This window comes from Acetobacter aceti NBRC 14818, from assembly GCF_000193495.2.
Lineage (GTDB): Bacteria > Pseudomonadota > Alphaproteobacteria > Acetobacterales > Acetobacteraceae > Acetobacter > Acetobacter aceti.
In genome coordinates, this window is sequence record NZ_AP023410.1 from 811,586 (window position 1) to 836,865 (window position 25,280).

The 25,280-nt window shown below is 58.2% G+C and carries 23 protein-coding genes, 1 tRNA gene and 1 pseudogene; 11 read left to right on the forward strand and 14 right to left on the reverse strand.

The window, feature by feature from the left end:
- Positions 1-23: 23 nt before the first annotated feature.
- The 7 genes from dprA to EMQ_RS03750 form a co-directional block, all read right to left on the reverse strand.
- Positions 24-1,190, reverse strand: a complete 1,167-nt coding sequence (dprA, locus tag EMQ_RS03720) for a DNA-processing protein DprA (protein WP_010666273.1) — start codon at positions 1,188-1,190, stop codon at positions 24-26.
- Positions 1,187-1,783 (reverse strand): glycerol-3-phosphate 1-O-acyltransferase PlsY, encoded by a 597-nt coding sequence (gene plsY, locus EMQ_RS03725; protein WP_048874224.1) that lies wholly within the window; start codon positions 1,781-1,783, stop codon positions 1,187-1,189. The genes dprA and plsY overlap by 4 nt, the downstream gene beginning before the upstream one ends.
- A gap of 38 nt (positions 1,784-1,821) precedes the next feature.
- Positions 1,822-3,141 (reverse strand): dihydroorotase, encoded by a 1,320-nt coding sequence (locus tag EMQ_RS03730; RefSeq protein ID WP_010666271.1) that lies wholly within the window; start codon positions 3,139-3,141, stop codon positions 1,822-1,824.
- Positions 3,138-4,097, reverse strand: a complete 960-nt coding sequence (locus tag EMQ_RS03735; protein ID WP_010666270.1) for an aspartate carbamoyltransferase catalytic subunit — start codon at positions 4,095-4,097, stop codon at positions 3,138-3,140. The genes EMQ_RS03730 and EMQ_RS03735 overlap by 4 nt, the downstream gene beginning before the upstream one ends.
- Positions 4,090-5,493 (reverse strand): glutamate--tRNA ligase, encoded by a 1,404-nt coding sequence (gene gltX / locus EMQ_RS03740; RefSeq protein ID WP_026200229.1) that lies wholly within the window; start codon positions 5,491-5,493, stop codon positions 4,090-4,092. Before gltX ends, EMQ_RS03735 begins: the two co-directional genes overlap by 8 nt.
- 101 nt (positions 5,494-5,594) lie before the next feature.
- Positions 5,595-7,370 (reverse strand): FUSC family protein, encoded by a 1,776-nt coding sequence (locus tag EMQ_RS03745; RefSeq protein WP_010666268.1) that lies wholly within the window; start codon positions 7,368-7,370, stop codon positions 5,595-5,597.
- Positions 7,371-7,484: 114 nt separating this feature from the next.
- Positions 7,485-8,390 (reverse strand): LysR family transcriptional regulator, encoded by a 906-nt coding sequence (locus EMQ_RS03750; protein ID WP_010666267.1) that lies wholly within the window; start codon positions 8,388-8,390, stop codon positions 7,485-7,487.
- Between the two features lie 105 nt (positions 8,391-8,495).
- On the opposite strand from EMQ_RS03750, the gene EMQ_RS03755 reads away from it, so the two are divergent.
- Positions 8,496-8,720: a hypothetical protein gene (locus EMQ_RS03755; protein ID WP_010666266.1), complete on the forward strand. Its 225-nt coding sequence runs from the start codon at positions 8,496-8,498 to the stop codon at positions 8,718-8,720.
- A gap of 232 nt (positions 8,721-8,952) precedes the next feature.
- Here EMQ_RS03755 and EMQ_RS03760 read toward each other — a convergent pair whose 3' ends face one another.
- From EMQ_RS03760 to EMQ_RS03780, 5 genes and pseudogenes are all read right to left on the reverse strand, one after another.
- Entirely contained in the window at positions 8,953-9,384 is a 432-nt protein-coding gene (locus EMQ_RS03760) for a hypothetical protein (protein WP_010666264.1), read from the reverse strand.
- A gap of 151 nt (positions 9,385-9,535) precedes the next feature.
- Positions 9,536-9,928 carry a hypothetical protein gene (locus tag EMQ_RS03765; RefSeq protein ID WP_010666263.1) on the reverse strand — a complete coding sequence of 131 codons (393 nt, stop codon included), beginning with the start codon at positions 9,926-9,928 and terminating at the stop codon, positions 9,536-9,538.
- Positions 9,929-9,949: 21 nt separating this feature from the next.
- Positions 9,950-10,516, reverse strand: a pseudogene (locus tag EMQ_RS03770) (transposase).
- A gap of 184 nt (positions 10,517-10,700) precedes the next feature.
- Complete coding sequence (locus tag EMQ_RS03775) at positions 10,701-12,209, reverse strand: sodium:solute symporter family protein (RefSeq protein ID WP_010666261.1); 1,509 nt, start codon at positions 12,207-12,209, stop codon at positions 10,701-10,703.
- Complete coding sequence (locus tag EMQ_RS03780) at positions 12,206-12,385, reverse strand: DUF3311 domain-containing protein (protein WP_010666260.1); 180 nt, start codon at positions 12,383-12,385, stop codon at positions 12,206-12,208. The genes EMQ_RS03775 and EMQ_RS03780 overlap by 4 nt, the downstream gene beginning before the upstream one ends.
- Before the next feature lie 100 nt (positions 12,386-12,485).
- Between EMQ_RS03780 and EMQ_RS03785 the strand changes: the two genes are divergently transcribed.
- The 3 genes from EMQ_RS03785 to EMQ_RS03795 all read left to right on the forward strand — a co-directional run bounded on the left by EMQ_RS03785 (position 12,486) and on the right by EMQ_RS03795 (position 17,807).
- Positions 12,486-13,913: a protein adenylyltransferase SelO family protein gene (locus tag EMQ_RS03785; RefSeq protein ID WP_010666259.1), complete on the forward strand. Its 1,428-nt coding sequence runs from the start codon at positions 12,486-12,488 to the stop codon at positions 13,911-13,913.
- A 132-nt stretch (positions 13,914-14,045) separates the two neighbouring features.
- Positions 14,046-16,946, forward strand: a complete 2,901-nt coding sequence (locus tag EMQ_RS03790; RefSeq protein ID WP_048874223.1) for an FtsK/SpoIIIE family DNA translocase — start codon at positions 14,046-14,048, stop codon at positions 16,944-16,946.
- Between the two features lie 177 nt (positions 16,947-17,123).
- Positions 17,124-17,807 carry an RluA family pseudouridine synthase gene (locus tag EMQ_RS03795; RefSeq protein WP_018308437.1) on the forward strand — a complete coding sequence of 228 codons (684 nt, stop codon included), beginning with the start codon at positions 17,124-17,126 and terminating at the stop codon, positions 17,805-17,807.
- Between the two features lie 21 nt (positions 17,808-17,828).
- Here the strand turns inward: EMQ_RS03795 and EMQ_RS03800 are convergent, their stop codons facing one another.
- The gene (locus tag EMQ_RS03800; protein ID WP_010668216.1) at positions 17,829-18,968 is read right to left on the reverse strand and encodes a glycosyltransferase family 32 protein; all 1,140 of its coding nucleotides are present in this window, start codon (positions 18,966-18,968) and stop codon (positions 17,829-17,831) included.
- A gap of 254 nt (positions 18,969-19,222) precedes the next feature.
- On the opposite strand from EMQ_RS03800, the gene thiO reads away from it, so the two are divergent.
- The 5 genes from thiO (at position 19,223) to EMQ_RS03825 (ending at position 22,508) form a co-directional block, all read left to right on the forward strand.
- Positions 19,223-20,194, forward strand: coding sequence for a glycine oxidase ThiO (gene thiO, locus EMQ_RS03805; RefSeq protein ID WP_010668217.1), 972 nt, complete (start codon positions 19,223-19,225; stop codon positions 20,192-20,194).
- A gap of 86 nt (positions 20,195-20,280) precedes the next feature.
- Positions 20,281-20,478, forward strand: a complete 198-nt coding sequence (gene thiS / locus EMQ_RS03810) for a sulfur carrier protein ThiS (RefSeq protein WP_010668218.1) — start codon at positions 20,281-20,283, stop codon at positions 20,476-20,478.
- A 4-nt stretch (positions 20,479-20,482) separates the two neighbouring features.
- Complete coding sequence (locus EMQ_RS03815; protein ID WP_010668219.1) at positions 20,483-21,253, forward strand: thiazole synthase; 771 nt, start codon at positions 20,483-20,485, stop codon at positions 21,251-21,253.
- Positions 21,250-21,873, forward strand: coding sequence for a thiamine phosphate synthase (locus EMQ_RS03820; protein WP_010668220.1), 624 nt, complete (start codon positions 21,250-21,252; stop codon positions 21,871-21,873). Before EMQ_RS03815 ends, EMQ_RS03820 begins: the two co-directional genes overlap by 4 nt.
- 164 nt (positions 21,874-22,037) lie before the next feature.
- Entirely contained in the window at positions 22,038-22,508 is a 471-nt protein-coding gene (locus EMQ_RS03825; RefSeq protein WP_018308436.1) for a hypothetical protein, read from the forward strand.
- On the opposite strand, the gene EMQ_RS03830 is transcribed toward EMQ_RS03825, so the two are convergent.
- Positions 22,509-23,420, reverse strand: coding sequence for an N-formylglutamate amidohydrolase (locus EMQ_RS03830; RefSeq protein ID WP_018308435.1), 912 nt, complete (start codon positions 23,418-23,420; stop codon positions 22,509-22,511).
- Positions 23,421-23,532: 112 nt separating this feature from the next.
- On the opposite strand from EMQ_RS03830, the gene EMQ_RS03835 reads away from it, so the two are divergent.
- Positions 23,533-23,607, forward strand: a tRNA-Val gene (locus EMQ_RS03835).
- Positions 23,608-24,607: 1,000 nt separating this feature from the next.
- Positions 24,608-25,276 (forward strand): methyltransferase domain-containing protein, encoded by a 669-nt coding sequence (locus tag EMQ_RS03840; RefSeq protein WP_026200227.1) that lies wholly within the window; start codon positions 24,608-24,610, stop codon positions 25,274-25,276.
- Positions 25,277-25,280 lie beyond the last annotated feature (4 nt).

Consider the following 25,280-nt stretch of genomic DNA (forward strand, 5'->3'; position numbering starts at 1 on the left):
GCCAGACCGGTGGGGAGAAAGAATCACCCCGTTCCGTCAGGCATCAACTGGACAACAGCTCCTCCGGGCAGCATCTCCACCCGGCCGGCAAGCTCAAGTTCGGTAAGCACCGTCAGAACCGCCGAGACCGAGACCTGACAGCGCCGCACCAGATCGTCAACCGGGACCGGTGTGAATGAGATAAGTGAAGGAATCATTCTTCTCACACGATCGAGGCCTGCACCGCCCGCCATGGAGGGGGTGCCCCATTCCTCCTGAGCCTCAGCAAACCCGGGTAACATCTGTTCCGCTGCCGCATGAGAATGGCGAAGATAAGGCAGGATATCCTCAATCGTTTCGACCAGATGCGCATTGCGGGTGCGCAAAAGATCGTTACTGCCCCGACAGCGCGGGTCGAGCGGCGATCCCGGCACTGCAAAAAGAGCACGGCTGTACCGATCGGCAAGCTGCGCTGTAATCAGGCTGCCCGAGTTCATCGCGGCTTCGACAACGACCGTGCCAAGAGACAAACCGGCAATGAGACGATTACGTCGGGGGAAGTGCCGCGCCTGAGGCTGAGTGCCAAGCGGCGCTTCCGTCACCACCGCACCTTTTTCCGCAAGCAATGCCTGCAGGGCAGCATTTTCCGCCGGATAGACAACATCCAGCCCACCTGCGATCGCGGCGACCGAACTGCCCCATTCAGGAAATTCACCATGCAGCGCACCCCGGTGCGCCGCCGCGTCGATCCCGCGGGCCAGACCAGAAATCACCGTGATTCCGGCATGGGACAATTCGGTCGCAAGACTTTCCGCAAATCGCATTCCTGCCGCCGAGGCATTGCGTGCCCCCACGATTCCCACGCTGCGCTGAGCCGACAGGCAGGCCGGATTACCGAGCATGGAAAGAATGGGAGGCGAATCAGGCAGTTCTGCCAGTAGCGGCGGATAATCAGGATCGAACAGGGTGATGATCCTGCCGCCAAGCGACAGGACGCCCTCGATCTCACGCTCAATTTCTGTCTGTTCAGGAATCCGGAGCGGCCCTTTGCGACCACCGCGCCGCGCCCGTTCCGGCAATGCCGCCAGCGCCTCTTCCGCGGACGGATGATCGTGCATGAGCCGACGCCATGTCACCGGCCCGACATTCTCGGTGCGGGCCAGCCGCAGAAGCGCGGGAAGATCGGGATTCAGACGCCCGTCGTCGTTCACCGTGACGACTGGCCGATTCTGGGTTCGGTCCCGTTCAGTAGCCGGGCGATATTGGTGCGGTGCCTCATGAAGATGATGAAGGCGACCAGCACCCCGGCTAACGGCTTTTCCGATCCGGCAAAGGAATGCCCATTCAGGAAAAACAGGATCGCAGGCATGCAGGCGAAGGCCAGCAGCGCTCCGGCTGAGGAAATACGCGTCACTTTCGCGCCAATCAGCCAGATGAGGCAGCAGGCCAGCCCCGTAAGCGGCGACATCGCCAGCACGACACCGAGTCCCGTGGCCACGCCCTTTCCCCCCTTGAAACCAAGCCAGAGAGGAAAGCAGTGGCCCAGCACGGCAAAGATCGCTGCCAGAGACGCGGCACGATCACCAAGCTCCGGCGGCGTCATCACCCATGCGATCAGCACGGCGAGCGCACCTTTCAGACCATCCAGAAAGAGCGTCGCTGCGGCCAGCTTCTTGTTGCCCGTGCGCAGGACGTTGGTCGCGCCGATATTACCCGAACCGATCTGACGGATATCGCCCTGCCCGGACGCTGCCGTCAGCAACAGACCGAAGGGGATGCTTCCCAGCATGTAGGACAGCAGCATGACACCCGCCAGCAACGTGCCGGACGACTCGAAAAAATTCACGCAGCACCTCCGAAGACCCGGCGACCGTTCTTCCAGGTGCCCATGACCTTCCCTTCCAGCGCCCTGCCGTCGAACGGCGTATTCTGGGCGTGACCGGGCAGTTCGCCCGCAATCACCTGCCATGCCCGGTCGGGATCAAACAGACAGAGGTCCGCAGGCGCTCCGGCTGCGAGTATTCCAATCGGACGCGCACCACTACGCGCAGCCGCACCGCTCACGCCGAGCAGCGCCGCGGGCCTGCATGTCAGCAGCGCCAGCGCGTCGCTCAGGGACAGGGTGCCGTCGTGATAGCGGGTCAACGTCACACCGAGCAGCGTGGCCAGTCCGGTGCCACCTGCCGAAGCCTGTGCGAACGGCAGGCGTTTGTCGTCCGGGTCACGCGGCGCATGGTCGGAGGCGATGGCGTCGATCGTCCCGTCAGCCAGAGCCGCGCAGATGGCCAAGCGATCATTCTCCCGGCGCAACGGCGGCGAGAATTTGGCGTAGGTCCGGAAATCACCGATCGCCGTCTCGTTGAGATCGAAATACTGAGGCGCCGTGTCACAGGTCACACGTATGCCGCGTGCCTTGGCCTGACGGATCAGTTCGACGCCCTCGCCCGTCGAGACATGCCCGAAATGCAGACGACCACCGGTCATCTCCACCAGCCGAATGTCACGCGCGATCATGATCGCTTCCGCCGCTGTCGGAATACCGGGCAAGCCGAGACGCAGGGCCAGTTCGCCCTCCGTCGCGCAGCCTCCAGCCAGTGTCGGCTCTTCCGGATGCTGAACCACCAGAGCGTCAAAAGCCTGTGCGTAGGTTAGCGCCAGTTTCATCTGGCGCGCCGAGGCGATGGCGCGGTTCCCGTCCGTGAAGGCTACGGCCCCAGCTTCGGACAGCAAACCGATCTCGGCCAGTTCAGCGCCCTGACAGCCCTTGGTGAGTGCGCCATAGGGCAGGATCGAGACATAATCCGGCTCCTCGCCACGGAACCGCAGCATCCTGACCATGGCAGGATCGTCGATAGGGGGCGACCCCGTTGGCAGCACGGCGACGGTCGTCACACCACCGGCAAAGGCAGCGCGTGAAGCCGATTTGACTGTCTCACGATATTCGTGACCCGGTTCGCCGATCTCAACGCGCATATCGACAAGGCCAGGACAGAGAACAGCGCCCTGCCCGTCTACAACTTCCGCTCCCTTCGGCTTGCCTTCCGCGTCTGGCAGATCATGTCCCACGATCACACCGTCACGCACCAGAAGTCGTCCCGGCTTATCCAGTCCGGACGCAGGGTCAATCAGACGCACATTCTCAAAAACAGTGCAGGTGCTCATGACCGGCCTCCACGGGACAGACGATCCAGCACAGCCATGCGCACGGCGACTCCCATCTCCACCTGCTCACGAATCACGCTCTGGTCGGAGTCTGCGATCTGACTGGCGATCTCCACGCCACGGTTCATCGGGCCGGGATGCATGACCAGCGCGCCCGGCTTCGCCAGATCGAGACGCCGCTGATCAAGACCGTAATAACGAAAATACTCACGCGCGCTGGGGATCAGGCCGCCTGACATGCGCTCTTTCTGAAGACGCAGCATCATCACTACATCAACATCACGCAGACCGGTTTCCATGGAATGATGCACTTCAACACCGAGGCTCGCCATCGAACGCGGCACCAGCGTCGGAGGGCCGACCAGACGGACCTTGTTCGCCATGGAGGTCAGCAGATGAATGTTGGACCGCGCCACGCGGGAATGGACGATATCTCCACAAATGGCGACGGTCAGCCCTTCCAGACGCCCAAGATGGCGTCGGATGGTCAGTGCATCGAGCAGCGCCTGCGTCGGATGCTCATGAGTGCCATCCCCTGCATTGATGACGGCGGCATCGACTTTCTGCGCCAACAGTGCCGGAGCGCCGGACTGGGAATGGCGCACCACCAGCAGGTCAGTCCGCATGGCGTTCAATGTCGCCGCCGTGTCCAGCAGGGTCTCACCCTTGTTCACCGATGACTGCGCGACCGACATGTTGACCACATCAGCGCCGAGGCGCTTGCCCGCCAGTTCGAAGGACGTGCGCGTGCGCGTGCTGTCCTCGAAGAACAGGTTGATAAGCGTACGCCCCCGAAGCAGGTCCCGCGGTGTCTTGCGGGACCTGCTCAGGAGCGCATAGCTCTCGGCCAGATCAAGAATGGGTTCTATTCGGGAGGGGTGCATCCCCTGAATCCCGAGAAGGTGTCGGTCCGAGGGACCGAAAAAACGGGAGCCCCCGGATGACGCCTCAGCCATTCTGAACGGCCCCTATCCGTGCCAGCACTTCATCACGCCCCAGCGCCGCCGCCGTAGCATCGATACCCGGCGAGACTGTCGTGCCACACAGAGCGGCACGCAGCGGCTGGGCGACTTTACCCAGTTTCAGTTCGTGCTTTTCAGCAAACAGCTTGAGCGCTTCATGCACCGGCTCCGCCGTAAAAGGCTCGACCACGGCCAGATCACGGGCCAGTTCGCCAAGCATCTGACGGTTTTCCGGGGTCAACTGCTTCTCGGCCTTGGCGTCAAAGGACAGAGGCACCTGACGACCAAGGAACGCGGCGCTGTCGGTCAGTTCGACCAGCGTGCGGGCGCGCTCCTTGAGGCCGGGCATCAGTTCCAGTACGCGCTTGCGCACTTCCGGCCCCGTCTCCACACCTTCACGGCCAGCCAGACGCTCCATGACGTCATTGGTCAGACGCTCGTCATCGGCTTCACGCAGATAGACGGCGTTGACATGTTCCAGCTTGGTGTAGTCCATCCGCGAGGCCGAACGGCCCACGCCGGACAGATCGAACAGACGGATCTGCTCGTCACGGGACAGGATCTCGGCGTCGCCGTGACCCCAGCCGAGGCGCAACAGATAGTTGCAGAGCGCTTCCGGCAGGTAGCCCATCTCGCGAAACTCGACGACCGACTGCGCGCCGTGACGCTTGGACAGTTTCGCCCCATCGGGGCCGTGGATCAGCGGCAGATGCGCGAAACGCGGCGCTTCCCAGCCCATCGCGCGATAGATCATCAACTGACGGAATGTGTTGGTCAGGTGATCGTCGCCACGGATGACATGGGTGATCTCCATGTCGTGGTCGTCCACCACCACAGCGTGCTGATAGGTCGGCGTGCCATCGGAGCGGAGGATGATCATGTCGTCCAGCTCGGCATTGGCCACGCGGACCTCACCCTGCACGAGATCCTCGATCACGTTCTCGCCTTCACGAGGGGCCTTGATGCGGATGGCGTAAGGCGCACCGGCAGGCGCTTCGGAAGGGTCGCGGTCGCGCCACATACCGTTGTAGCGGGGCGGCTTGCCCTCGGCCACGGCAGTCTCGCGCATTTCCTTCAGCTCTTCCGGCGTGCAGAAGCACTTGTAGGCCTTGCCTTCCGCCAGAAGCTGGAGAGCGACTTCCCTGTGGCGCTCCTCCCGCGCGGACTGGAACACGGGTTCACCGTCCCATGTCAGGCCCATCCATTTCAGACCATCGAAAATCACGTCCACGGCTTTTTGCGTGGAGCGTTCCTTGTCGGTGTCCTCAATGCGGAGCACGAACTGGCCACCGCAATGACGGGCATAGAGGAAATTGAAGAGGGCGGCGCGGGCGTTGCCGATATGCAGCAACCCGGTCGGGGATGGGGCAAAGCGCGTACGAACGGTCATGATCGGGTGCATATCACGGAGCCGGAGGGACGGCTATGGAGATTTCGGAAACACCTCCCTTGAAGGAAACGCGGCTGCCATGTCTGATGGAGAATGCGGTTCTACCGAATGGCAGGCTGTAACCGCACCATTTCCATAAGAGCGAAACGCAGTTCCGTCTGGTCGCCCGGCATCCGGTCGATATAGCGCAGCAGAACGGGCAGTATGGCCGCCGCGCGCGCCTGATCCTGTCGCCACAGACGCAGGAACACCTGCAACCGGCGTGAAAGCCACGGGGAATTGGCCTTGCTCTGTGCCTGTTCGCGCACTTCGATGACATACATGCCGACCGTCATGATCGCCATATGCTGCGAGAAACGGGCGAAAACCACATCGTCAGGCACATTGCGGGCCGTTCGCACCGTCCGGACCATGCTGTCCGCGTTCATGATCAGCCAGCCACGCTCTGACATGCGGCTGGTCGGATAGGTTAGATCACGCAGACACCGCTGCGCCCACACAATGGTCCGGCGTAGATGGTCATCAGGACGGAACGTCAGCACAAAGCGGAACATGACTGCGGAGAAAAACACCGCGCCGAGAAAGGCTGAGGTTCCGTTCAGGAACGAAATCTCGTCATAACGCCCAGTGTTCGCAGGGCCGATCAGGACCGGCAGAAACATATTGAACGAAAATGCGTGGTTGATCAGCCGAGGCGTTCGGGCAGCCAGACCACCCACCACCATCGGCACCATCAACGCACCGGCCAGAAGCTCGGGCGAGGTCACGCCCGGGACCACCAGCACAACAAAAATTCCCGCGACAAATGCGCACCACATCGCGCCGCGCACGAAGCCACCCGTCGCCAGTGTCGGCGTTTCCCGCGTGGCGAGCAGACCGTAGACCAGCGCCACATAGGACACGAAAGTGATGCCGGACGGCCAGCCCGTGACCTCCCACAGCAGCCACGCGCCCATGATCCCGGCGGCTGCCCGGATACCGTTGCGCATGCCTTCCACACCCTGTCGCACGGAACGGGATGTAAAGCGGAATCGATCACCCCGCTGGGGAGAGACAATCATCCCGACATGCCCATCGGCATTGGTGAGACTACGCTGAATGGTGGGCCAACTGGCATCCGCCCTCCTCCGGGCAAACGCCGCCAGCAGCGACGCCAGAGCAGCGCGGGCATGGTCCGCCGCCCGCCCCGCCGTCGGACCCATTTCCAGCACGTCGTATTCAATGCGGGTCGCCGCCGCCATGATGTCAGCGAGAAGAGCCTGCTGCACAGGCCGTGAGAAATCCGCCGCCTGAAGCATTGCGCTGGTATGAGCGGCGACACTTCTCAGGCGCTTCACAAGGTTTCGACGCGCATTTCCTTCCATATCCGGAAGGAACATCATCGTCGCCACACCTTCGCAGACAATGCCGAGAATGATGTATGTTCCGCGCGCCATCGCCACGGAGAAGGCGGCGTCCGGATCCGGAATGGCGTCCACCGCGACGATGGCCGTCGTGAAACCGGCCACCAGAAAGCCGTAGCTCCGAAATCCGTCGAAGAAGGTGGCGCAGCCGCAGCACAGGCCGATCCACGCCGCCAGACCCACGAAGAAAATGGCGGCCTGTTGCGGAAAGGAGGCGATCAATGCCACGCCGACGGAACAGCCCACCACCGTTCCGACCATCCGCCATCGGGCCTTGGAAATTGACTCTCCACGGGATGCGGTAGCGACGACCCAAACCGTCAGTGGAGCCCATTGCGGGCTGCCCAGCTCCATCCACATGGCGACGAGAAGAGAAAATATCGCAGCGCAGGAGGTGCGCACGGCGAAGCCGAGATTCGCAGCAGACGGCGCGAAAAGCCAGCTCCAGTTCCGCGCTGCCATCGCCGTTGTCACGTTTACCTAGATTCCTGCCATCAGTTGATCGTGACGTTGCAAGCAGACGATAGCGAGAAAAAAGTCCAAGTCTTTCTGATGATGGAATTATAAACAGCGCTTATAATGCAGCACTCAAAGCACGAGAGCGCTCCCCAGATCCAGTCCGGTCACAGTATCCCAGGCACATCGCATCAGCGCACTCACCAGTGGTTTCCGAAGTCTGATCACTCCCACCGGCACCTCCGGCGAAGGCTCCAGGCGACGGATGTTCAATCCCTGTCTTTCACTATTGGGTGGCAGCGCCGCAATCGGCAGAATGGAAGCCAGCCGTCCCGCCTTCAGTTCGGCATGCAGCAGTTCAAGGGCATTGGTCTCAAACTGGACATCGGGCTTTTGCACGCCTGCTTTCTCAAAAGCCTCATCCACAATCTGACGGCTTTTCATCGACCGGTCGAAGAGACAGAGCGGTAGTTTCGCTGCCTGCGACCAGTTACAGCGTGTCCGCCCCGGCAGGCTCACGCCCGGAGCGGCAGCTAGAACATGCTGCTCCTTGTAAAGCGTATGCTCTTCAGTGTTGGGAACGGCTGCCTGCTGATCGAGATAGATCAGCCCGAGATTGAAACGCTCTTCCGACAGACCGTGCATTACCTCCGCAGAAGACGCGACCGTCACCTCCAGATGCAACGCCGGGATCGCGGCACGCAGGCTTTCCGCCAGCAAAGGCGCAATCTGCATGGCGGGCAGCATGATCCCGATGGACAGCGAACCGCCCGCTACATTATGCGCGAAGCCAGCTTCCTGTTTCAGCCCATCCAGCGCCGCCAGACTCTGTCGCGCCCATGCGACAACCCGCTCCCCCTCCGGCGTAAGACCCAGCACGCGATGACGTCGAAGAACGATGGACACACCGAGTTCATGCTCAAGCTGGCGAATGGCGGTCGAAAGAGCAGGCTGGGACACGCCGCAATGAGCGGCCGCACGCGAGAAATGCCGAAAGTGATCAAGCGCGACCAGATAATTCAACTGCCGGAGAAACATCCGATCTTCCCTTCGCCCTGTCTGTTGCGGCCATTCCAGAATGGGATGTCATAACCGCAAAACGCCTCAGCGAGGAAAGCCGGATATTTCAGGCAAAGAGCTGGAATGGGCACTGAAGCAGGCGGCATCCTGCCATCAGGTGCAGAAACCGGTTTTGTCCATGAGGTCTCGCTGCGCATGACGGAAAAGAGCTTCGATGTCATTGCTGGCGTAGAAATCGCTTCACAGGTCTTCACTCTTTCGGAAACACCCCGGAAACTGGGGAGATTCCTGGCGCAGAAAGAAACTGCGGTGGCCTGCGCTGAACATCGACAGAAAGAGCCTGAATGAACCATGGATATACTGCTGAACAATGCAGGCATTTCTGAAGGCAGTTCCGTCCTCATCATTCCGGCGGATAATCTTCGCTGGCAATATGAGGTCAATCAGAGGCAGATAAACTCTCTAACAGAAACACACAAGTAATAGCAGGAACTTTCAAAAACTGTGACATTGCTGCGCCGCGCTGCATATCGGGGATTCGTTCAGGCGGCGCTCGTTCGATGCGTTGAATAGAGAGCGGTCATGATGGCTTTCCCGAACGACCGGCTTGCTGAAGCGCGTCAAATGTTTGTTGGCGCAAACGCTCACAAAAAGCGTTTAGAGGAGATCTCAGGTCGCTTGCGGTCTGTTCTGAGACGGTCAGAAGCACGATCCTCTGCATGGTCGAAAGCTCCAGGTCCAATCTCCCGTTTATGTATTCTTCTTGAAGCATTCCTTCTGGTTGTTCTGCTGCTTGCCTGGCGATTTCGAGCGAGTGCAAACGCTCAAGAAGGCCAAGGATAATACGTGACGCATCATATTCTGCGAGATGCATCTGCAGAGCGGAAAACACAGGAAGCATCAGCTCCGCTGTTTTTATTGGCCCCAAAACCGGACTGATTTCTTCCGCCAGTTTCTCAATGGCGTCCAGAACGGTCCCTCGGGTTGTCTTGGTTGATTCATCTTTTTTCATGGGCTCTCTCATTGCTGGTGTGGGTGCCGCAAGGATGGGAGCAGCGAGGGGAGACCGGCAAGGGTTCATCCCAGTTCGGGAAGCGTCGTATAAGGTGCGGTAATCCTCACTGCAGTTAGAGGCCGTTTGATAATAGCTATGCTCGGCGACGCTAGGCGGAAGGAGTTTCTTCCTCCTGTTCTTCACTGAACCGTCCTCGCTGACGCATCAGATTGAGCGCTTGCATCGCCATGGGTTCGATACGCTTGGGCCAACCAGTCGCAATCAGTTCGTCAGCAGTCATGTTTTTCGGTGTGGCGTCACAGGCATCATCGAGCAGCCTGCTCACTTTCGTCAGCAGGCTACGCTCATCGGCTGAAACCGTGCTGATTGTCGGCATCTTTCCGTCGTCGCGATGGGGTATCCAGTCGTAGAAGCTTTCGAAATAGCCGTTGGGCCATTCGCGACGTGCGCCATCGTCGCCGTCCGCCAATGTTTCGATAGCTTCCATGATCCGATTGCGGATGCGTTGATCGACAAGGCGATCTGACGGCTGATCTTCCATAGGCGCTCGGTCCAGATTGAATCAGTAGGTGAGCCGCCGCAACAGGTTGCTCGCCGTGGCAAGATGGATCATTGCCTCCGACACGTCGAGACGCTTCTCATAATCACGAACCAGCCTGCGCCAGCGGACCATCCACCCGAAGGCGCGTTCGACACCCCAGCGCCGGGGCAGCACCTTGAAGCCGGAGATATCGTCCGACCGGCAGATGATCTCGACCGTGAAGTCCCGCAATGCGGCAGCATCGAGCAACTTGGGGCGGGTCGTAAGCGCCATCGCCCAACAGGTACTTGAGCCACGGCCAGCGCCTTCGGATCGCTGATACAATCTCCTGTGCGCCCAGGCTGTCGGAGATGTCGACCGTGGCGAAAAATCCTTGGGCAGCATGCGACATCCGCCACCCGAACGGGCCAGATATCGAAGAACGTTCAGCACCTCGAGCAGGTCCGTCTTAGGCTTGCGTCCGCGCTTCGGCGGTGCGGGAAGGAAGGGGGGGACGATCTTCCACTCCGCATCCGCCAGATCAGTGGGGTAGCGTTTTGCTCGCTTCCCACGTTCAGCCATACGGCTACGGCTCGCTCGGCTCCACATTCCGAGCTTGAATCACGCATACCGCTGAAGCTCAACCCAATCTCAAACGGGTTCATAGGCCCTGATAATTGTGTCAGAACTTATCGTTGAAAGTGCAAGCATCCGGAAGTCATGAGACAAAAAAGCCTGCCTCTGCTTTCGTGGAGGCAGGCTTTTTAAATACCCTCAGACAAGGCGACAGTGCTTATTCAGCAGCGACCGCCACGCTTCGGTTCGGAACAATGACCGAAATCACGCCAGCCACGATGATATTAACCACCAGAGCAATCAGCCCCGTGGAAACCAGTTCGGACCAGCCACCGATGGCGAGTGTGTGAACTGGCTTCAGACCATCAGACCAGCACATCCCCAAACCAACGACCGTGCCCACAACCCAGCCTGCCAGCATGCCGGTTGATGAAAACCGGAATTTGGTCAGACCGAGGATCAACGCCGGGAACGTCTGAAGAATGATCACGCCACCCAGCAGCTGAAGATCGATGGCAAACTTCGCGTTCAGGAACATCACGCAGAGCAGAGCGCCGAGCTTCACACCGAAGGCCGCAATCCGCGAGGTCGTCACGCCTGCATAGCTCTTCGGCAGAATGTTGTTCGTCAGCAGGTTCGCTGCACCGATCGCCATGACAGCGGCAGGAACGAGCGCGCCGACAGCGATCGCCGCGAAGGCAAAGCCTGCGAACCAGTCCGGGAACAGCTTCAGGAACAGGTAAGGCACGACCATAGAGGACACGGTCGTGTCGATCCCTGCGACGTGCGCCATCATGCCGAGCAGAGCGATCAGCCCGAGGACAATGGTGTAGATCGGCAGATAGACAGCGTTCTGTTTGACCGTGTCGGCAGATTTCGCCGCCAGAATACCCGTCAGCGTGTGTGGATACAGAAACGCAGCCAGAGCGGAAGACAGTGCCAGCGTCGCATAGGGCATCAACTGCCCGGCCTTCATGACATGGTCGGCGTCAGGCATCGCCACGACACTGTTCATGACATCAAACATATGACCATAGCCGCCCAGCTTGATCGGGATCAGCGTCACCGCAGCAATCACCGCGATGTAGATCATGATGTCCTTGATGAACGCCGTCAGCGCAGGCGCATGAAGACCGCCCAGCCACGTATAGGCAGCCAGCGAGACAAAGGCGATGACCAGCGGGATTTGGCCCGAAAAGCCAAGAGCCTCCACAACCGTGCGGATACCGATCAGCTGGAGCGCAATGTAGGGCATGACCGCGATCAGGCCGGAAAAGGCTACGGCCAGTTCAAGGGTGCGGCTTCCGAAACGCGCCCGGATCATGTCCGCGGCAGTCGCGTGGCCGCCATCATTGGCGATCTTCCACAGTTTCGGCATGACGATGAAGATGAACGGATAGACGATGATGGTGTAGGGTAACGCAAAGAAACCATAAGCGCCGACCGCATAGACCAGCGCCGGCACCGCGATGACGGTATAGGCCGTATAGAAGTCGCCGCCGACCAGAAACCAGGTGACCCAGGCTCCGAACTCACGCCCTCCAAGACCCCACTCTTCCGTGTCGTGACCACTATGCCCTTCGACATGGGGAGCCGGAGGCGCTTTCTTTCTGCCTGAAAACCAGCCTTTCCAGTGAGAAACCGTGCTTCCTGCGACAATCGTCAGCCCGAAGAACAGGACAAAGACGACAAGCGCGATCGTATCAGCTGCGGGAATGCCGTTCATGACTGCTCTCCCTTTTTCCAGGCAAGCCAGATCAGAACCGAGGTTACCGGCACCCAGGCGAACTGGTACCAGTAGAAAAACGGGAATCCGAGCAGCATCGGAGTCTGAAAGTTATAGAAGGGCACCCACAGCAACCCGATGAAGGGCGCTATGAGCAGGATATTGAAAATTTTCATTAAGCGACCACTTCTTATTATTCGTGTGTGTGTCGGATTTGTTGACACTGTAAAATGACCATCGGGAAGTCAATAGATCTTCCCGTGAAAGCCCAGTTTCATGCCATTTTCACAAGCTTTTCATCCGGCCCATGATCACACCCGTCTCGGCGGTCTGTTTTACGATGTCGTGGAGCCTGCCAGCTTCCCCATGCACAGGCTGCGCTACCGGAACAACCGCGCGGCGGCCACGGTCGGTCTCGATACGCTGACCGAGGACGAATGGGTCGAGCATTTCGGCCGGTTCAAGCCACTTCCCGGCTCCCTGCCGCACCCGCTGGCGCTCCGGTATCACGGCCACCAGTTCCGGCAGTACAACCCTGATCTCGGCGATGGCCGCGGCTTTCTGTTCGCACAGTTGCGCGATGACACCGGGCGTCTGCTCGACCTCGGCACCAAGGGCAGCGGTCGCACACCCTGGTCACGCGGCGGCGACGGTCGTCTGACGCTCAAGGGCGGCGTGCGGGAAATTCTGGCCGCCTCCATGCTGGAAGCGCTGGGCGTTGAAACCTCCCGCGCTTTCAGCCTGATTGAAACCGGTGAAAATCTGGAGCGTCACGACGAACCATCCCCGACGCGCTCGGCTGTTCTTGTGCGGCTCGGCCACTCCCACATCCGTATCGGCACCTTCCAGCGCCTTGCAGCCAATGCCGAGACAGAAGCGCTGAAGCAGCTCGTCACCTACGTAAGGGAAACCTACTACCCCGATCTGTCTGTTCCGGAAGACGGCAATGAAGCGCTGGTGCTGTTTGAAGCCGTGTGTGGCCGCGTCGCCCGTGTGGGTGCCCAGTGGATGGCTGCGGGCTTTGTGCATGGCGTTCTGAACACGGACAATATCGCCATTACGGGCGAGAGTTTCGATTACGGTCCGTGGCGGTTCCTGCCCCGGTTCGACGCAAACTTCACTGCCGCCTATTTCGACCATAACGCCCTGTACGCCTATGGACGCCAGCCTCAGGCGCTGCTGTGGAATCTGGCCCGTCTGGCCGAATGTCTGCTGGAATTTGCTCCACACGCGGGACTGACAGACGTTCTTTCCCGCTTCCCGGCGCTTTATGAACGGGAACTGGATCTCGCATGGTGCCGTCGTCTGGGCGTGCGCCCGGACACTGTCGAAACAGACCGCGCCCTTCGCCATGCGGCGACACTGTTCATGGAGACCTCTGGCATTCCGTTCCATTGCCTGCCCTTCGACTGGTATGGCGGCAGCGGCGGTGCTGAGCGTGCGCTGAACGGCGAGCGAGGCGATCTCTATCGTGACAGCGCGTTTTCTGAGGCGCGCAGCCTGCTCGAAAAACGGGATCCGGTCGCCTCCTATTCCGCAGATCATCCTTATTTTTCAGGCGGTCAGCCGTGTGACATGCTCATCACAACGGTCGAGGCGCTCTGGACAAAACTGAGCGAGCAGGACGACTGGGCTGCGCTTGGAGACAAGCTGACCGAGATTGATCTGATGGCGGACGCTCTGGGGCAGTATCGCGCCCCGTGAGCATGAAGTCAGGACAACCTTCTTCACGAACTCAAAAAATCTTCGCTTTTTGGCCATATCCGGGCTTTAAGAACGGTTCCTCACCTTTTGGATGCACCCTGCACGCGATATGTTCGCATTCCACGCGACCGTATGAGGCGGGCGCATCCAGCTTTTGAACACTGCAACCTTGGGACCGGTTTCTTGGCGCGTATCAGCCGCATCCTTCCAGCCAGCCTTTCATCCGCCACGACGAAAACGTCGCTGAAACGCCGAGGTGATGAACTTGGCGGCGTTCTGCTATGGGTGCTGGCGCTCGTCCTGACGGCCTGTTTCTGGAGCTATGACCCGCTCGCCCCCTCCCCGGATGTGTCGACTGACAGAGCGCCCACGAACCTGCTTGGACGACCGGGAGCGTTTCTGGCCGACATTCTCATTCAGGCTGTCGGTCTGTCCACAGCGCTGCTGATTGTGGCCCTCGCCGCATGGGGATGGAGAATCTTCCGGCATCGCGGGCTGAGCGTCTTCGTAATACGGGCTGTCGCCCTCTGTTTTCTCCTTCCGGTGGGAGCCGCTCTTCTTGCGGCGCTGCCCATTCTGATCACGGCCTTTCACGCGCCAGCATGGCCATCTGACGCAGGCATCGGTGGCGGAATCGGAGCCAGCATAGCGCGGGAAGCCGTTGCTGCCGGAATGTCCGCGATTGGCCCTGCGGGCGGCGTTATCATCTGGTTCCTTGGCCTGATCCTTGCTGTTCTTCTGGGCGCGCTGGCGTTCGGGCTCGACAAGAATGAATGGAACAGCATCGCCCGCATGACGGGCGCAACCATGCTGCTGATCGGTCGTCAGCCCGGTCGCCTCGCCAAGGTGATTATTGCGCGTCAGCGTCGCACCCTTCCGGGGCAGGAGGACGCATACGCACGCAACGACTACGGCAATGGCTATGAAACAGCCGGTTCCGAAACAGGTTTTGTCGAACAGGACAATGGTAGCAAACGGTCATGGATTCCACGACGGGCCAAGGCTTCCACCGCATCAGCCGGGCAGTATCTTGCTGCAAAGGCCGCGCAGGAAACCCGCTTTGCGCCACCTCCGCCACGTTCCGAAACAGCAAGACAGCCTGCCGCCACGAGAAGCACAGCTCCGACCGGAACCGATCTTGCTCTTCTGGCGCCCTCGCCGGAATCACCTCCAGCTAACCGTCCGACTGGACGCAGGCCTGCCAACACGGTCAATGAGGACGAGCCGGTCTACGCCCTGCCCGGCCCGGTGAATGACGCCCCGCCGCCGACCGAGCGCCTCTCGGCGTATCGGGATGAGCAGACCGAGGCTTCTGATCTTCAGGCACCAGTCCCCCCACAACCAGCACCTCCCCCGCAGGCTGTCCGTCCTGAACCGGTCACACAGTCTGCCGGTTACGGTGCGCCTGCTGAAGGTGAAGGCAAGAAGTCCCTGCTTTCCAAACTGTTCGGTGGACGCTCAGAGAATGATGCCGGTTCAGCTTCAGGTCGCCGCGAAGCAGCCAAAGCATCTCAGGGGTGGATTCTGCCGCCTGTCTCCCTGCTGAAGCTTCCGCCCGCCTCGCGTGCCGCCATGGCCCCGTCGCGGGAAATGCTGGAAGGGAATGCCCGCCTTCTCGAGACGGTTCTTGCCGACTTCGGCGTGCAGGGACGGATCGTCGATCTGCATCCTGGCCCGGTGGTCACGCTGTACGAGCTTGAACCCGCTCCCGGTATCCGTGCCGCGCGCGTCATCGGTCTGGCGGACGACGTGGCCCGCTCCCTGTCCGTGCTCAGTGTCCGTATCGCCACCGTTCCCGGCCGTAATGTCATCGGTATTGAAGTCCCGAATGCGACCCGTGAGACGGTGTATCTTTCCGAGTTGTTCAAATGCCCGGAATGGGTGAACACGACGGCGCGGCTTGAGCTGGCTCTCGGCAAGGACATCGCTGGCGAACCGGTCTTCGGTGATCTCGCCAAGATGCCGCATCTGCTCGTCGCAGGCACCACCGGCTCCGGTAAGTCGGTCGGGATTAACGCGATGATCCTGTCGCTGCTTTTCCGTCATTCGCCGGACGAGTGCCGCCTGATCATGATCGACCCGAAGGTGCTGGAACTGTCGATCTATGACGGTATCCCTCACCTGCTGACGCCTGTCGTCACCGAGCCGAACAAGGCCGTCACCGCCCTGAAATGGGTCGTGCGTGAGATGGACCGTCGCTACCGCGCCATGGCGCATCTGCAGGTGCGTAATATCGCCGGTTATAACGAACGGGCCGCGCAGGTCCGCGAGCGCGGCGAGGAAGTCACGCGCCGTGTCCAGACGGGCTACGATCCGGAAACCGGCAATCCGATTTTTGAAGAACAGTCCCTGACGCTCGATCCCCTGCCCTTTATCGTTGTGGTCATTGACGAAATGGCCGACCTGATGATGACGGCAGGCAAGGAAATCGACGCCGCCGTCCAGCGTCTCGCACAGAAAGCCCGTGCGGCCGGTATCCACGTCATCATGGCGACGCAGCGTCCGTCCGTGGATGTGATCACCGGCACCATCAAGGCCAACTTCCCGACGCGTATTTCCTTCCAGGTCATCAGCAAGTTCGACAGCCGCACGATCCTTGGCGAACAGGGCGCAGAGCAGCTTCTGGGTCAGGGCGACATGCTGTTCATGCAGGGCGGTGGTCGCATTACGCGTGTGCATGGGCCGTTCGTGGCGGATAGCGAAGTCGAAGCGGTGGTCGAATTCCTGCGCGAACAGGGCGAGCCAATTTACGACGAGGACGTCATCTCCGAACGCGAGGACGACAGCGCTGCGGGAGCCTTCGATGCTGGAAGTGGCGGTGGCGATGGCGAAGCAGGCGGCCTATATGACAAGGCGGTGGCCATCGTGATCCGCGAAGGCAAGGCATCCACCTCTTTCGTTCAGCGTCATCTATCGATTGGCTATAACCGCGCCGCCAAGCTGATCGAACAGATGGAGAAGAACGGCATCGTGACGGCTGCCGACCATGTGGGACGCCGGAAGGTGCTGATCGGGCGTGGCGCGGAAGACTGACGTCCAAGTTTGGATAGAGCCATTCCACTGCGTTCTGGCTTAGCGGAATGGTTCAAACTGCTTCTTTATTCATTTCGCTGAATGGAGAGGCTCTCGATTGTAGCCTTCCCCTCTCAAGGTCTTATTCCCAGAGAAGCGGTGAAGGCTTCCTCTGATGCTGGAAATGAGTGAACGGTCATGACGGGTCTCTCTTCAACGCTCCCGTTTGAAACGCTCTATGAAAGCAATCAGGCGCTTGTCATCAACAAGCCTGCTGGTCTGCCGGTTCACCCCGGACCTCGTGGTGGACCCAGCGTTGAAGACTGGTTTCCTCTGATGAGCCGACGGAAAGACGGTCCGTGGCTGGCGCACAGACTGGATGCCGATACGGCAGGCTGCCTTGCCATTGCCCTGCGCAAACAGACATTGCTGGCAATGCAGTCCTGCTTCGCTCAAGGCCTCACCCGCAAGATCTACTGGGCCATCGTGCAGGGTGTTCCCCCGGAAACGGTAGAGATGAATCAGCCTCTAAAGAAAATCAGCTCGAAGTCTGGTGGATGGAGAATGTGCACTGCCCCGGACGGGCAGAACGCACGCACGACATTGAGACGTCTGGGAACGGATGGCGTCTGCTCATGGGTAGAACTGACGCTGCATACAGGTCGAACCCATCAGGCGCGGATTCATTGCGCGTTGCTGGGCACCCCTATCAAAGGCGACCCGATCTATTCCGAAGAAAAAAATGAGACTTCAGGTCCGTTACAGCTTCTGAGTCGGGAGCTAACTCTGCAACTTCCCACGCCGATCACGGCTGTCGCGCCGCCGCCGCCCCACATGGAGGCGGCGTTAAGACGCTGCGGGTATCACCCGTCAAACGGGTAATACCCTTCTTGAATGAACCGATCAGTTGCTGACCGCGTGCCAGGACTTGCCCTGGAACTTGTAGTCAACATGCAGCTCTTCGATAATTTCGGAGAAGACGTGATTGTCATACACGATCATGGACGGGATCGGACGCACCCGCATGAAATCTGCATGGAACGTGCGGTTCAGAGCGCGCTCGAATACACCGGGGCCGGTTTTGTAGGGGATGTACAGACCCGGATGCAGATAGCAGTTCCGATAGAGCGACAGCAGAACGTCTTCCAGAATCGGGCTGTTCGAGACAGAACCGAAGAAGTCGTTATGCACCACGCTGTCATGGGTCAGCAGGAACACATGCGAGTGGTGATGGGACAGTCGCTCAAAGAAAACTTCCTCGGAACGGATACGAATGTCGGCATCAAGCCACCAGCCACCGAGCTTCTGGATGACATGGGCGCGCAGGAAGTCAGCGGCCTCGGCTGGGTGACGGGTGCTCAGGAACAGGTTCCGGGCCTCGACGCCGTAGACGTCATACAGCCACTGGGCGGCTTCTTCCTGATTAAAGGTCTTGACTTCAATGCCCTTGAGATTGCGGTGATATTCGAAGTTACGCTCAACCTCGTCAGGCGTTTCCTTATCCCAGTACATGAAGATCTTGCGCGGGATGAGAGCGCCCGGCACGCGGCTATCAGCCACACCGTTACGCATCTGCTCTGTGTAGAGGCGGTTCATGACCTCCAGATACAGCCGGTCACACTCTTCGCCCGTGTGGAACTCGTCGTAACAGTTCCCCATGATACGGGCGGCCTTGATCAGGTCACCTGTTGTCCATGCCGTCTGGATACCGAGGATGTAATTGTAGAGGGGAAGCGAGAGCGAACGGAGCGCATCCATATCCGCCGGATCAAGCGGCAGACCGGCTTTCAGCTGACACAACAGGCTCACATGCAGCAGGATGTGCGCACCGGGATGCTGGTCCGGAGACTTGGAATGAAGCTCGTATCCGATATGATAAACACGGGCCGCTTCCGCAACGCACCGATCCGTATGGAGAATATTGGCGAGGTAAAACGCCTTCTCAACAGTGTCGCAGCCATGCTCATTAAAATAAGCAACGGCTCTTTCATTATTTGCCAGATCGGAGGGAGTAAGATGCGGTGGCGTTACCGGTTCAGTCATTCCATGTTCTCCGACGGACTTATCTGGGCAACTTATTAGCAAATCCTCAGATCGTTACAACCTGAACGCATGGTCAATAGGACCATAACTACTCCTGATTACCATTTTTTTCGCTAAAAACTGACAAAGATCGTTTGATGCTGAACGGTCCGCAGAAAGCTCTCTGCTGACAAGCGTTCGCCCCCCTTAACAAACCGTCGGAAGATCGCCATCGTGGCGCACGATTTTCGGCTCTGGCAGCAAGGGAGGCTCTCATGACACGCCCTCAAAACATTCTGGTCCGCGGCGCTGGCGTCGCGGGTCTTGTTGCCGCCGTTAGACTGGCCAGCCGGGGAGCGCGCGTCACCCTAGCCGAGGCTGGACCGAAGGTTGGTTCAGGCGCGTCCTGGATGGCGGGCGGTATGTTGGCCCCCTGGTGTGAAGCAGAGGCAGCGCCGCCTGAAGTGACCGAACGTTCAATTGATTCCCTCGCCTGGTGGCGCGCCAACGTGCCAGATGTGCAGTCCAACGGCAGTCTTGTGGTCGCTCCTCCCCGCGACGCAGCAGAAATCGCCCGCTTTGGACGCCGCACCAGTCATTTCCGGGAAATCGGTCCACAGGAGATCGGCGAACTGGAACCGGATCTCGCCGACCGTTTTCAGAAAGCCCTCTTTTTCCCGGAAGAAGGGCATCTCGACCCGAGGAAGGCGCTCCCTGCCCTCGCTGATCGTCTGGTCAACGAACTGGGCGGCCGCCTGCTATTGAATACTGCGGACGCACCAGCCGACGAGTCTTTTGACTGGATCGTCGATGCCACAGGCTTGCGGGCGCGGAAGGAACTTTCTGCGCTGCGAGGCGTGAGAGGAGAGATGCTTCTTCTTCGCTGTGCCGACGTTGAACTGCACAGGCCAGTGCGGATGCTGCATCCCCGTATTCCTATTTATATAGTACCGCGAGCCGATCACCTATTCATGGTCGGCGCAACGATGATCGAAAGCGAGAATGACGGGCCGATGACGCTCCGGTCGATGAGCGAACTGCTCAACGCGGCCTGGACGCTTCACCCCGGTTTTGCGGAAGCTGAAATCGTGGATATCGGAACAGGACTAAGGCCATCCTATCCGGATAATGTCCCGCTCGTGACGCAGGAAGGCCGCACCATTTTCGTCAACGGCATGTACCGTCACGGCTATCTTCTTTCACCGTGGCTGGGCGAACAGGTCGAGAAGCTCGTATTCGATTCTTGAAACACCTGCGACTTGCGTGGCCTTCCTGAAAGCCCCAAGTGATGCATGAACCATGCAAGTGACGACGTCTGGTCAGGGAGGCTGACATGAACATTCTGGTCAACGACGAAGCCCGCGAGGTGAGTGCCTCCACTCTTGCCGCGCTTGTCGATGAACTCGGCCTGAAGGGCGCACGCATCGCCACCGCTGTGGATGGCGACTTCGTACCGGCCTCCCGTCGCTCTCATCTGGCCATTGCAGAGGGAATGAAGATTGAAATCGTCGCTCCCATGCAGGGTGGATAAAACAATGAAGTTTTACGGAACCACACTTTCCTCTCCCCTGATGCTCGGCACGGCTCAGTATCCCTCTCCTGAAATCCTTGCCTCTGCTGTAAAGGTGGCACAGGCAGGCGTGATCACGGTGTCATTGCGCCGTGAATCGGCCGGTCAGAAAGCCGGTCAGGCATTCTGGTCCCTCATTCGCGAGCTTGAAGTCCCGGTGCTGCCCAATACCGCCGGGTGTCACACGGTGAAAGAAGCGGTCACGACAGCCCACATGGCCCGCGAGGTGTTCGAGACAGACTGGGTGAAGCTAGAAGTCATCGGCGAAGCCGACACGCTTCAGCCGGATGTGTTCGGCCTTGTGGAAGCGGCGCGTATTCTCACGTCTGAAGGTTTCAAGGTTTTCCCTTACACAACGGAAGATCTCGTGGTGGCGGAAAAACTGCTGGCGGCTGGGTGCGAGGTGCTGATGCCGTGGGGCGCGCCCATTGGTTCGGGCAAGGGCCTGAACAACGTGTTCGGCCTGCGCGCTCTCCGTGCGCATTTCCCGGATGTTCCGCTGGTTGTCGATGCCGGAATCGGTGTGCCGTCTCACGCCGCTCAGGCCATGGAACTCGGCTACGACGCGGTGCTCATCAACACAGCCGTCGCCAAGGCTGGTGATCCGGTGGCAATGGCGCGGGCTTTCAGTCTTGCGGTCGAAGCAGGCGCTCTGGCCTATCAGGCTGATCCCATGGCGGAACGCGATATGGCGGCCCCCTCCACTCCTCTCCTTGGAAAGCCTGTGCTCGCATGACCCATTCTCCGCTACCCCAGCGTATCTATCCGGTTGTGGACCGCGCGTTCTGGGTCGATCGTCTTGGCGCAGCAGGCGCACGTTTCATCCAGCTTCGCATCAAGGACAAAACCGGGGCGGCTCTGGTTGAAGAGCTGAAGGAAGGACTGCGCTTTGCCGAGCAGCATGGCGTGTCGCTGGTCGTCAACGACTTCTGGCAGGAAGCCATTCTGTGTGGCGCACCTTGGCTACATCTGGGGCAGGAAGATCTCGATACAGCGGACCTCGACGCCATCAGGAATGCAGGCATTAGTTTCGGCATCAGCACGCATTGCGTGGAAGAACTGGATCGGGCGCTGGCAGTAAAGCCTGATTATGTCGCGCTGGGTCCGATCTGGCCGACGCGTCTCAAGAAAATGGCTTTTGGTCCGCAGGGCACGGAAAAGCTGGCCGAGTGGCGGCAGAGGATTGGAGATCTGCCTCTTGTCGCGATCGGCGGTGTGACCCTTGCCCGCGCTCCTGAGTGCATTGCCGCCGGTGCAGACTGCGTTTCGGCTGTTTCCGACTTCATCCTCGCGCCTGATCCTGAGGCCCAGATTGCGGCATGGCTGGCGGCGACAGAAAAAAGCGTTGCGAAATAACAATACTCCCTCCAACACCGTGACCTGCTTAAATGTTCTTCAATAGCTGTGACTGATTATCCAGCCAGTTGGTCGGATCGAAGGTTGTGCAGCTGATACCCGTCTTGAGAAAAACTGCCAGATTTGTGGCTGCATGTGGCGTGAGTTGTGGCTTGCTCGCCGCTATGCCAGCATATGCAGAAGCTTTTGATTCCAAGGATGTCACCATCCTTGGCGAAGCCCTGCATTTTGTTGTGCCACCGCCGAAGGGCGAAATCTCAGTGGCGGTCGTCTATAATCCCGCAGTGACAGGCTCAGAGCAGGAAGCGCAGCAGATCAGCAAGGCTTTTTCAGATACTTCACAGAACATCGGCGTTACCATGCATGCTTTTGCCGTGCGTCTCGATGATCTAAATCACAATGCGTTTGTGGCTGTGGTGTCCGCCAATGGGGCGGGCACACCTATCCTGCGAAACGCCCTCACCTCGCACCATGCTGTCTGCGTGACAGGCCATCTGGATCAGGTCGAGAACGGAAGCTGCCAGATTTATATGACTTCCCAGCCAACGGTCGATATTCGTCTTAATCAGGATGCCACTGACGCGGCAGATGTGCATTTCGCCACGGCTTTCAGAATCATGGTGCGCACACTCTGATCAGCGCGCCTTCACACACTGCGCGACATAAGTCGCCATGTCTGCGATGACCTGTTCGATTTTCTGGGCAAAGCGGGGATTTAGCCCGGAACCGCCATTGGCCCTCCGGCTCACATAAAGAGCACGATTCATTTCAAGCTGTATGGCGCTGACGCCTTCAGCCGGACGACCGTAATGGCTGGTGATGAATCCACCGGCGAACGGATGATTACGGGCGACTTTCATATTCTGGGTCAACAGATTACGGGCCAGCGCCTGCACATAATGCAGCTCGCTTGAGGCGCCGAAACAGTCGCCAATCACACAGTCGGCTTTCGAGCCATCCACTCCCGCCGGCATGGAGTGCATGTCGAGCAGAACACAGAACCCGTGCTTCTCTTTCACTTCCGCGATTAGTTTACGAAGTTCAGCGTGGTATGGATGCCAGTAACGTCGTAAGCGAGCCGTTGTTTCCGCCATGGAGAGTTTCCCGGCATAGAGCTGCCTTCCTCCGGAAACCACCACCGGGATACTTCCAAGGCCCGCACGTCCGCGGGCGGAGGGGCTGAGCGCTTCTCCCTCTGCTCCGGCGATCATGGCCGGATCGAGATCGAGTGAGGCTCTGTTCACATCGCAGAAGACCCTGGGAAACGTAGCAGAAAGCAGGGTTGCCCCATGATCTGGCGCAGAAGCGACCAGAGTATCGACGTGAAAGTCTTCCCCACTGCGCAGCACTTCAAGCGGCAATCTGACCTGGGCAAGAAAGCTGGAAGAATAATCGCGGCCTGAATGGGGTGACGAGATGATGAGCGGTATAGATTCGCCGGATGGGCGCACAACAGTTACGGGCGGATTCGCACGGAAACCGACAGACGTATCTTCTTCTCTGGCGTTGAAAGAATCGCTGAAAACAGCGCCTGATTGGTCCAGCATAAGCACTCAGAACAAGGGATTATTGAGGTCGTTCTGACAGGTTACACTATTTTTTCCACATGGGCTTGCCTTCTTCGCAGAGCTCTTTTAAAAGCCCGCTTACCGGACAGATGGGCGCATAGCTCAGCGGTAGAGCACTACCTTGACATGGTAGGGGTCACAGGTTCAATCCCTGTTGCGCCCACCATCTGCTCCGGCAGAAAACCAATGGTTTTCTGAGACTTATGCTTTGGATTATCGTTCTTTGCAGTTAAGTCTGGCACGCTGTTAGCACGCATATTGAAATTTATCATAAATCGGACTGATATCCGATTGGTGATGCTCGTCAGGCAGCCCCACACGCATGCAACTGGCGTGAACAGGGCATTCTCTATGCCTAATGTGCAGCAACGTAAGCATTTCAAGCTATTGTGGCGCGGCAAAGCGCATAAGGCACGATTTCAGGCTATAATCTTGCTACGCTCGCAATACGATTGAAAAATCAGCTTGTTCTGCATAAATCAGAAAAGGCTTAAGGCTTACCTTTAATCCATATTTCCAAAAACTCATGTAATCCATCTATTTGATTCGTGCCTTTTCGCTGTAACACTTAAAATATCGAAATAAAAAGAAACCAAATGCATAGTTGGTAATATTCCCTAAAAGCAAAGCGTTCGATCGCTGTATTATCGCTCTTGTGACGAGCGTAGCAGCCCACCAGATATCAGGTCGATATCAGCTCAGAAAACAGGTATCTATTCCCTACTGAATCAACATTATGCCTGTAACCGGTAGCTCATTGCACGACAGACCCTGTTCGGACAGCCTGCCCTGAGGACTGCTTGACGAACCCATATAAAATGCTCTTAAACCAGTCATCAGTTCAGAGAAGGTGGGAGGATGGCACCTTGTCCTACCCTGCCAAAGGATTTTGGCCAGGAGGCTTCATTGTGTTAAGCCTGTTTTGTAATGCCATATCCCAGCTTTGAGCCGTCCAATGAATGCTTTAATAAAAACTGGCAAGAAGTTGAGCTTTTTCATGTGGAACGGAATATTACACCGACAATCTAGGAATCACGATCAGAGCCAGAATAACAAAAACCTGTTTCCCAGAGGCTGAAACACTACAATTACATCGAGATCAAGCCTGACACTCTGGTCCGGCTGGTGACCGTAATTATACCTCACAGCACAGAACTGGAATTAAAATGCAAGTCGACAAAAAATATTACCAAGTAATACCAAAGAAATCAATTGGTGAAAAGCTTACGGTATATGCCCGAGACAAGATCTATAGTGATTTTGTTTCCAAATGCTCTCCATCAGCGTCAAGTAAAATACTTGATTTTGGAGTGTCCGACGTACTCGGAGATGCCGCTAACGTACTGGAAAGGAAGTATCCTTACCCAGAAAACATTACAGCTGTAGGCTTGGGCGATGGAAAAGAGTTCCGTGAGGAATTTTCTTCCATGACCTATGTTCAGATCATTCCCAATGCCCGCCTGCCATTTGAAGATAAATCCTTCGACGTTGTGCTATCAAACGCCGTGCTTGAGCATGTCGGATCTCCAGCAAATCAGAGATACTTCATTCAGGAAGCTGCACGCGTAGGGAAGCAGGTTTTCCTGACAGTTCCCAACAAGTTTTTTCCAATAGAACATCACACCTCCATTCCTTTTCTTCATTGGTTCCCACATACATTTAAATTTGTATGTAATGCGGTGAACAAATCTCAATGGGCAGATGATGATCATTTGATTCTGATTTCCCGCTCTTATCTGGAATCCTTGATCCCAGCAGGTTTAAATTATCGTATATTTTATACCGGGATAAATCTTGGACCGTTCAGTTCCAATATCTGCCTGCACATATATTAAATCG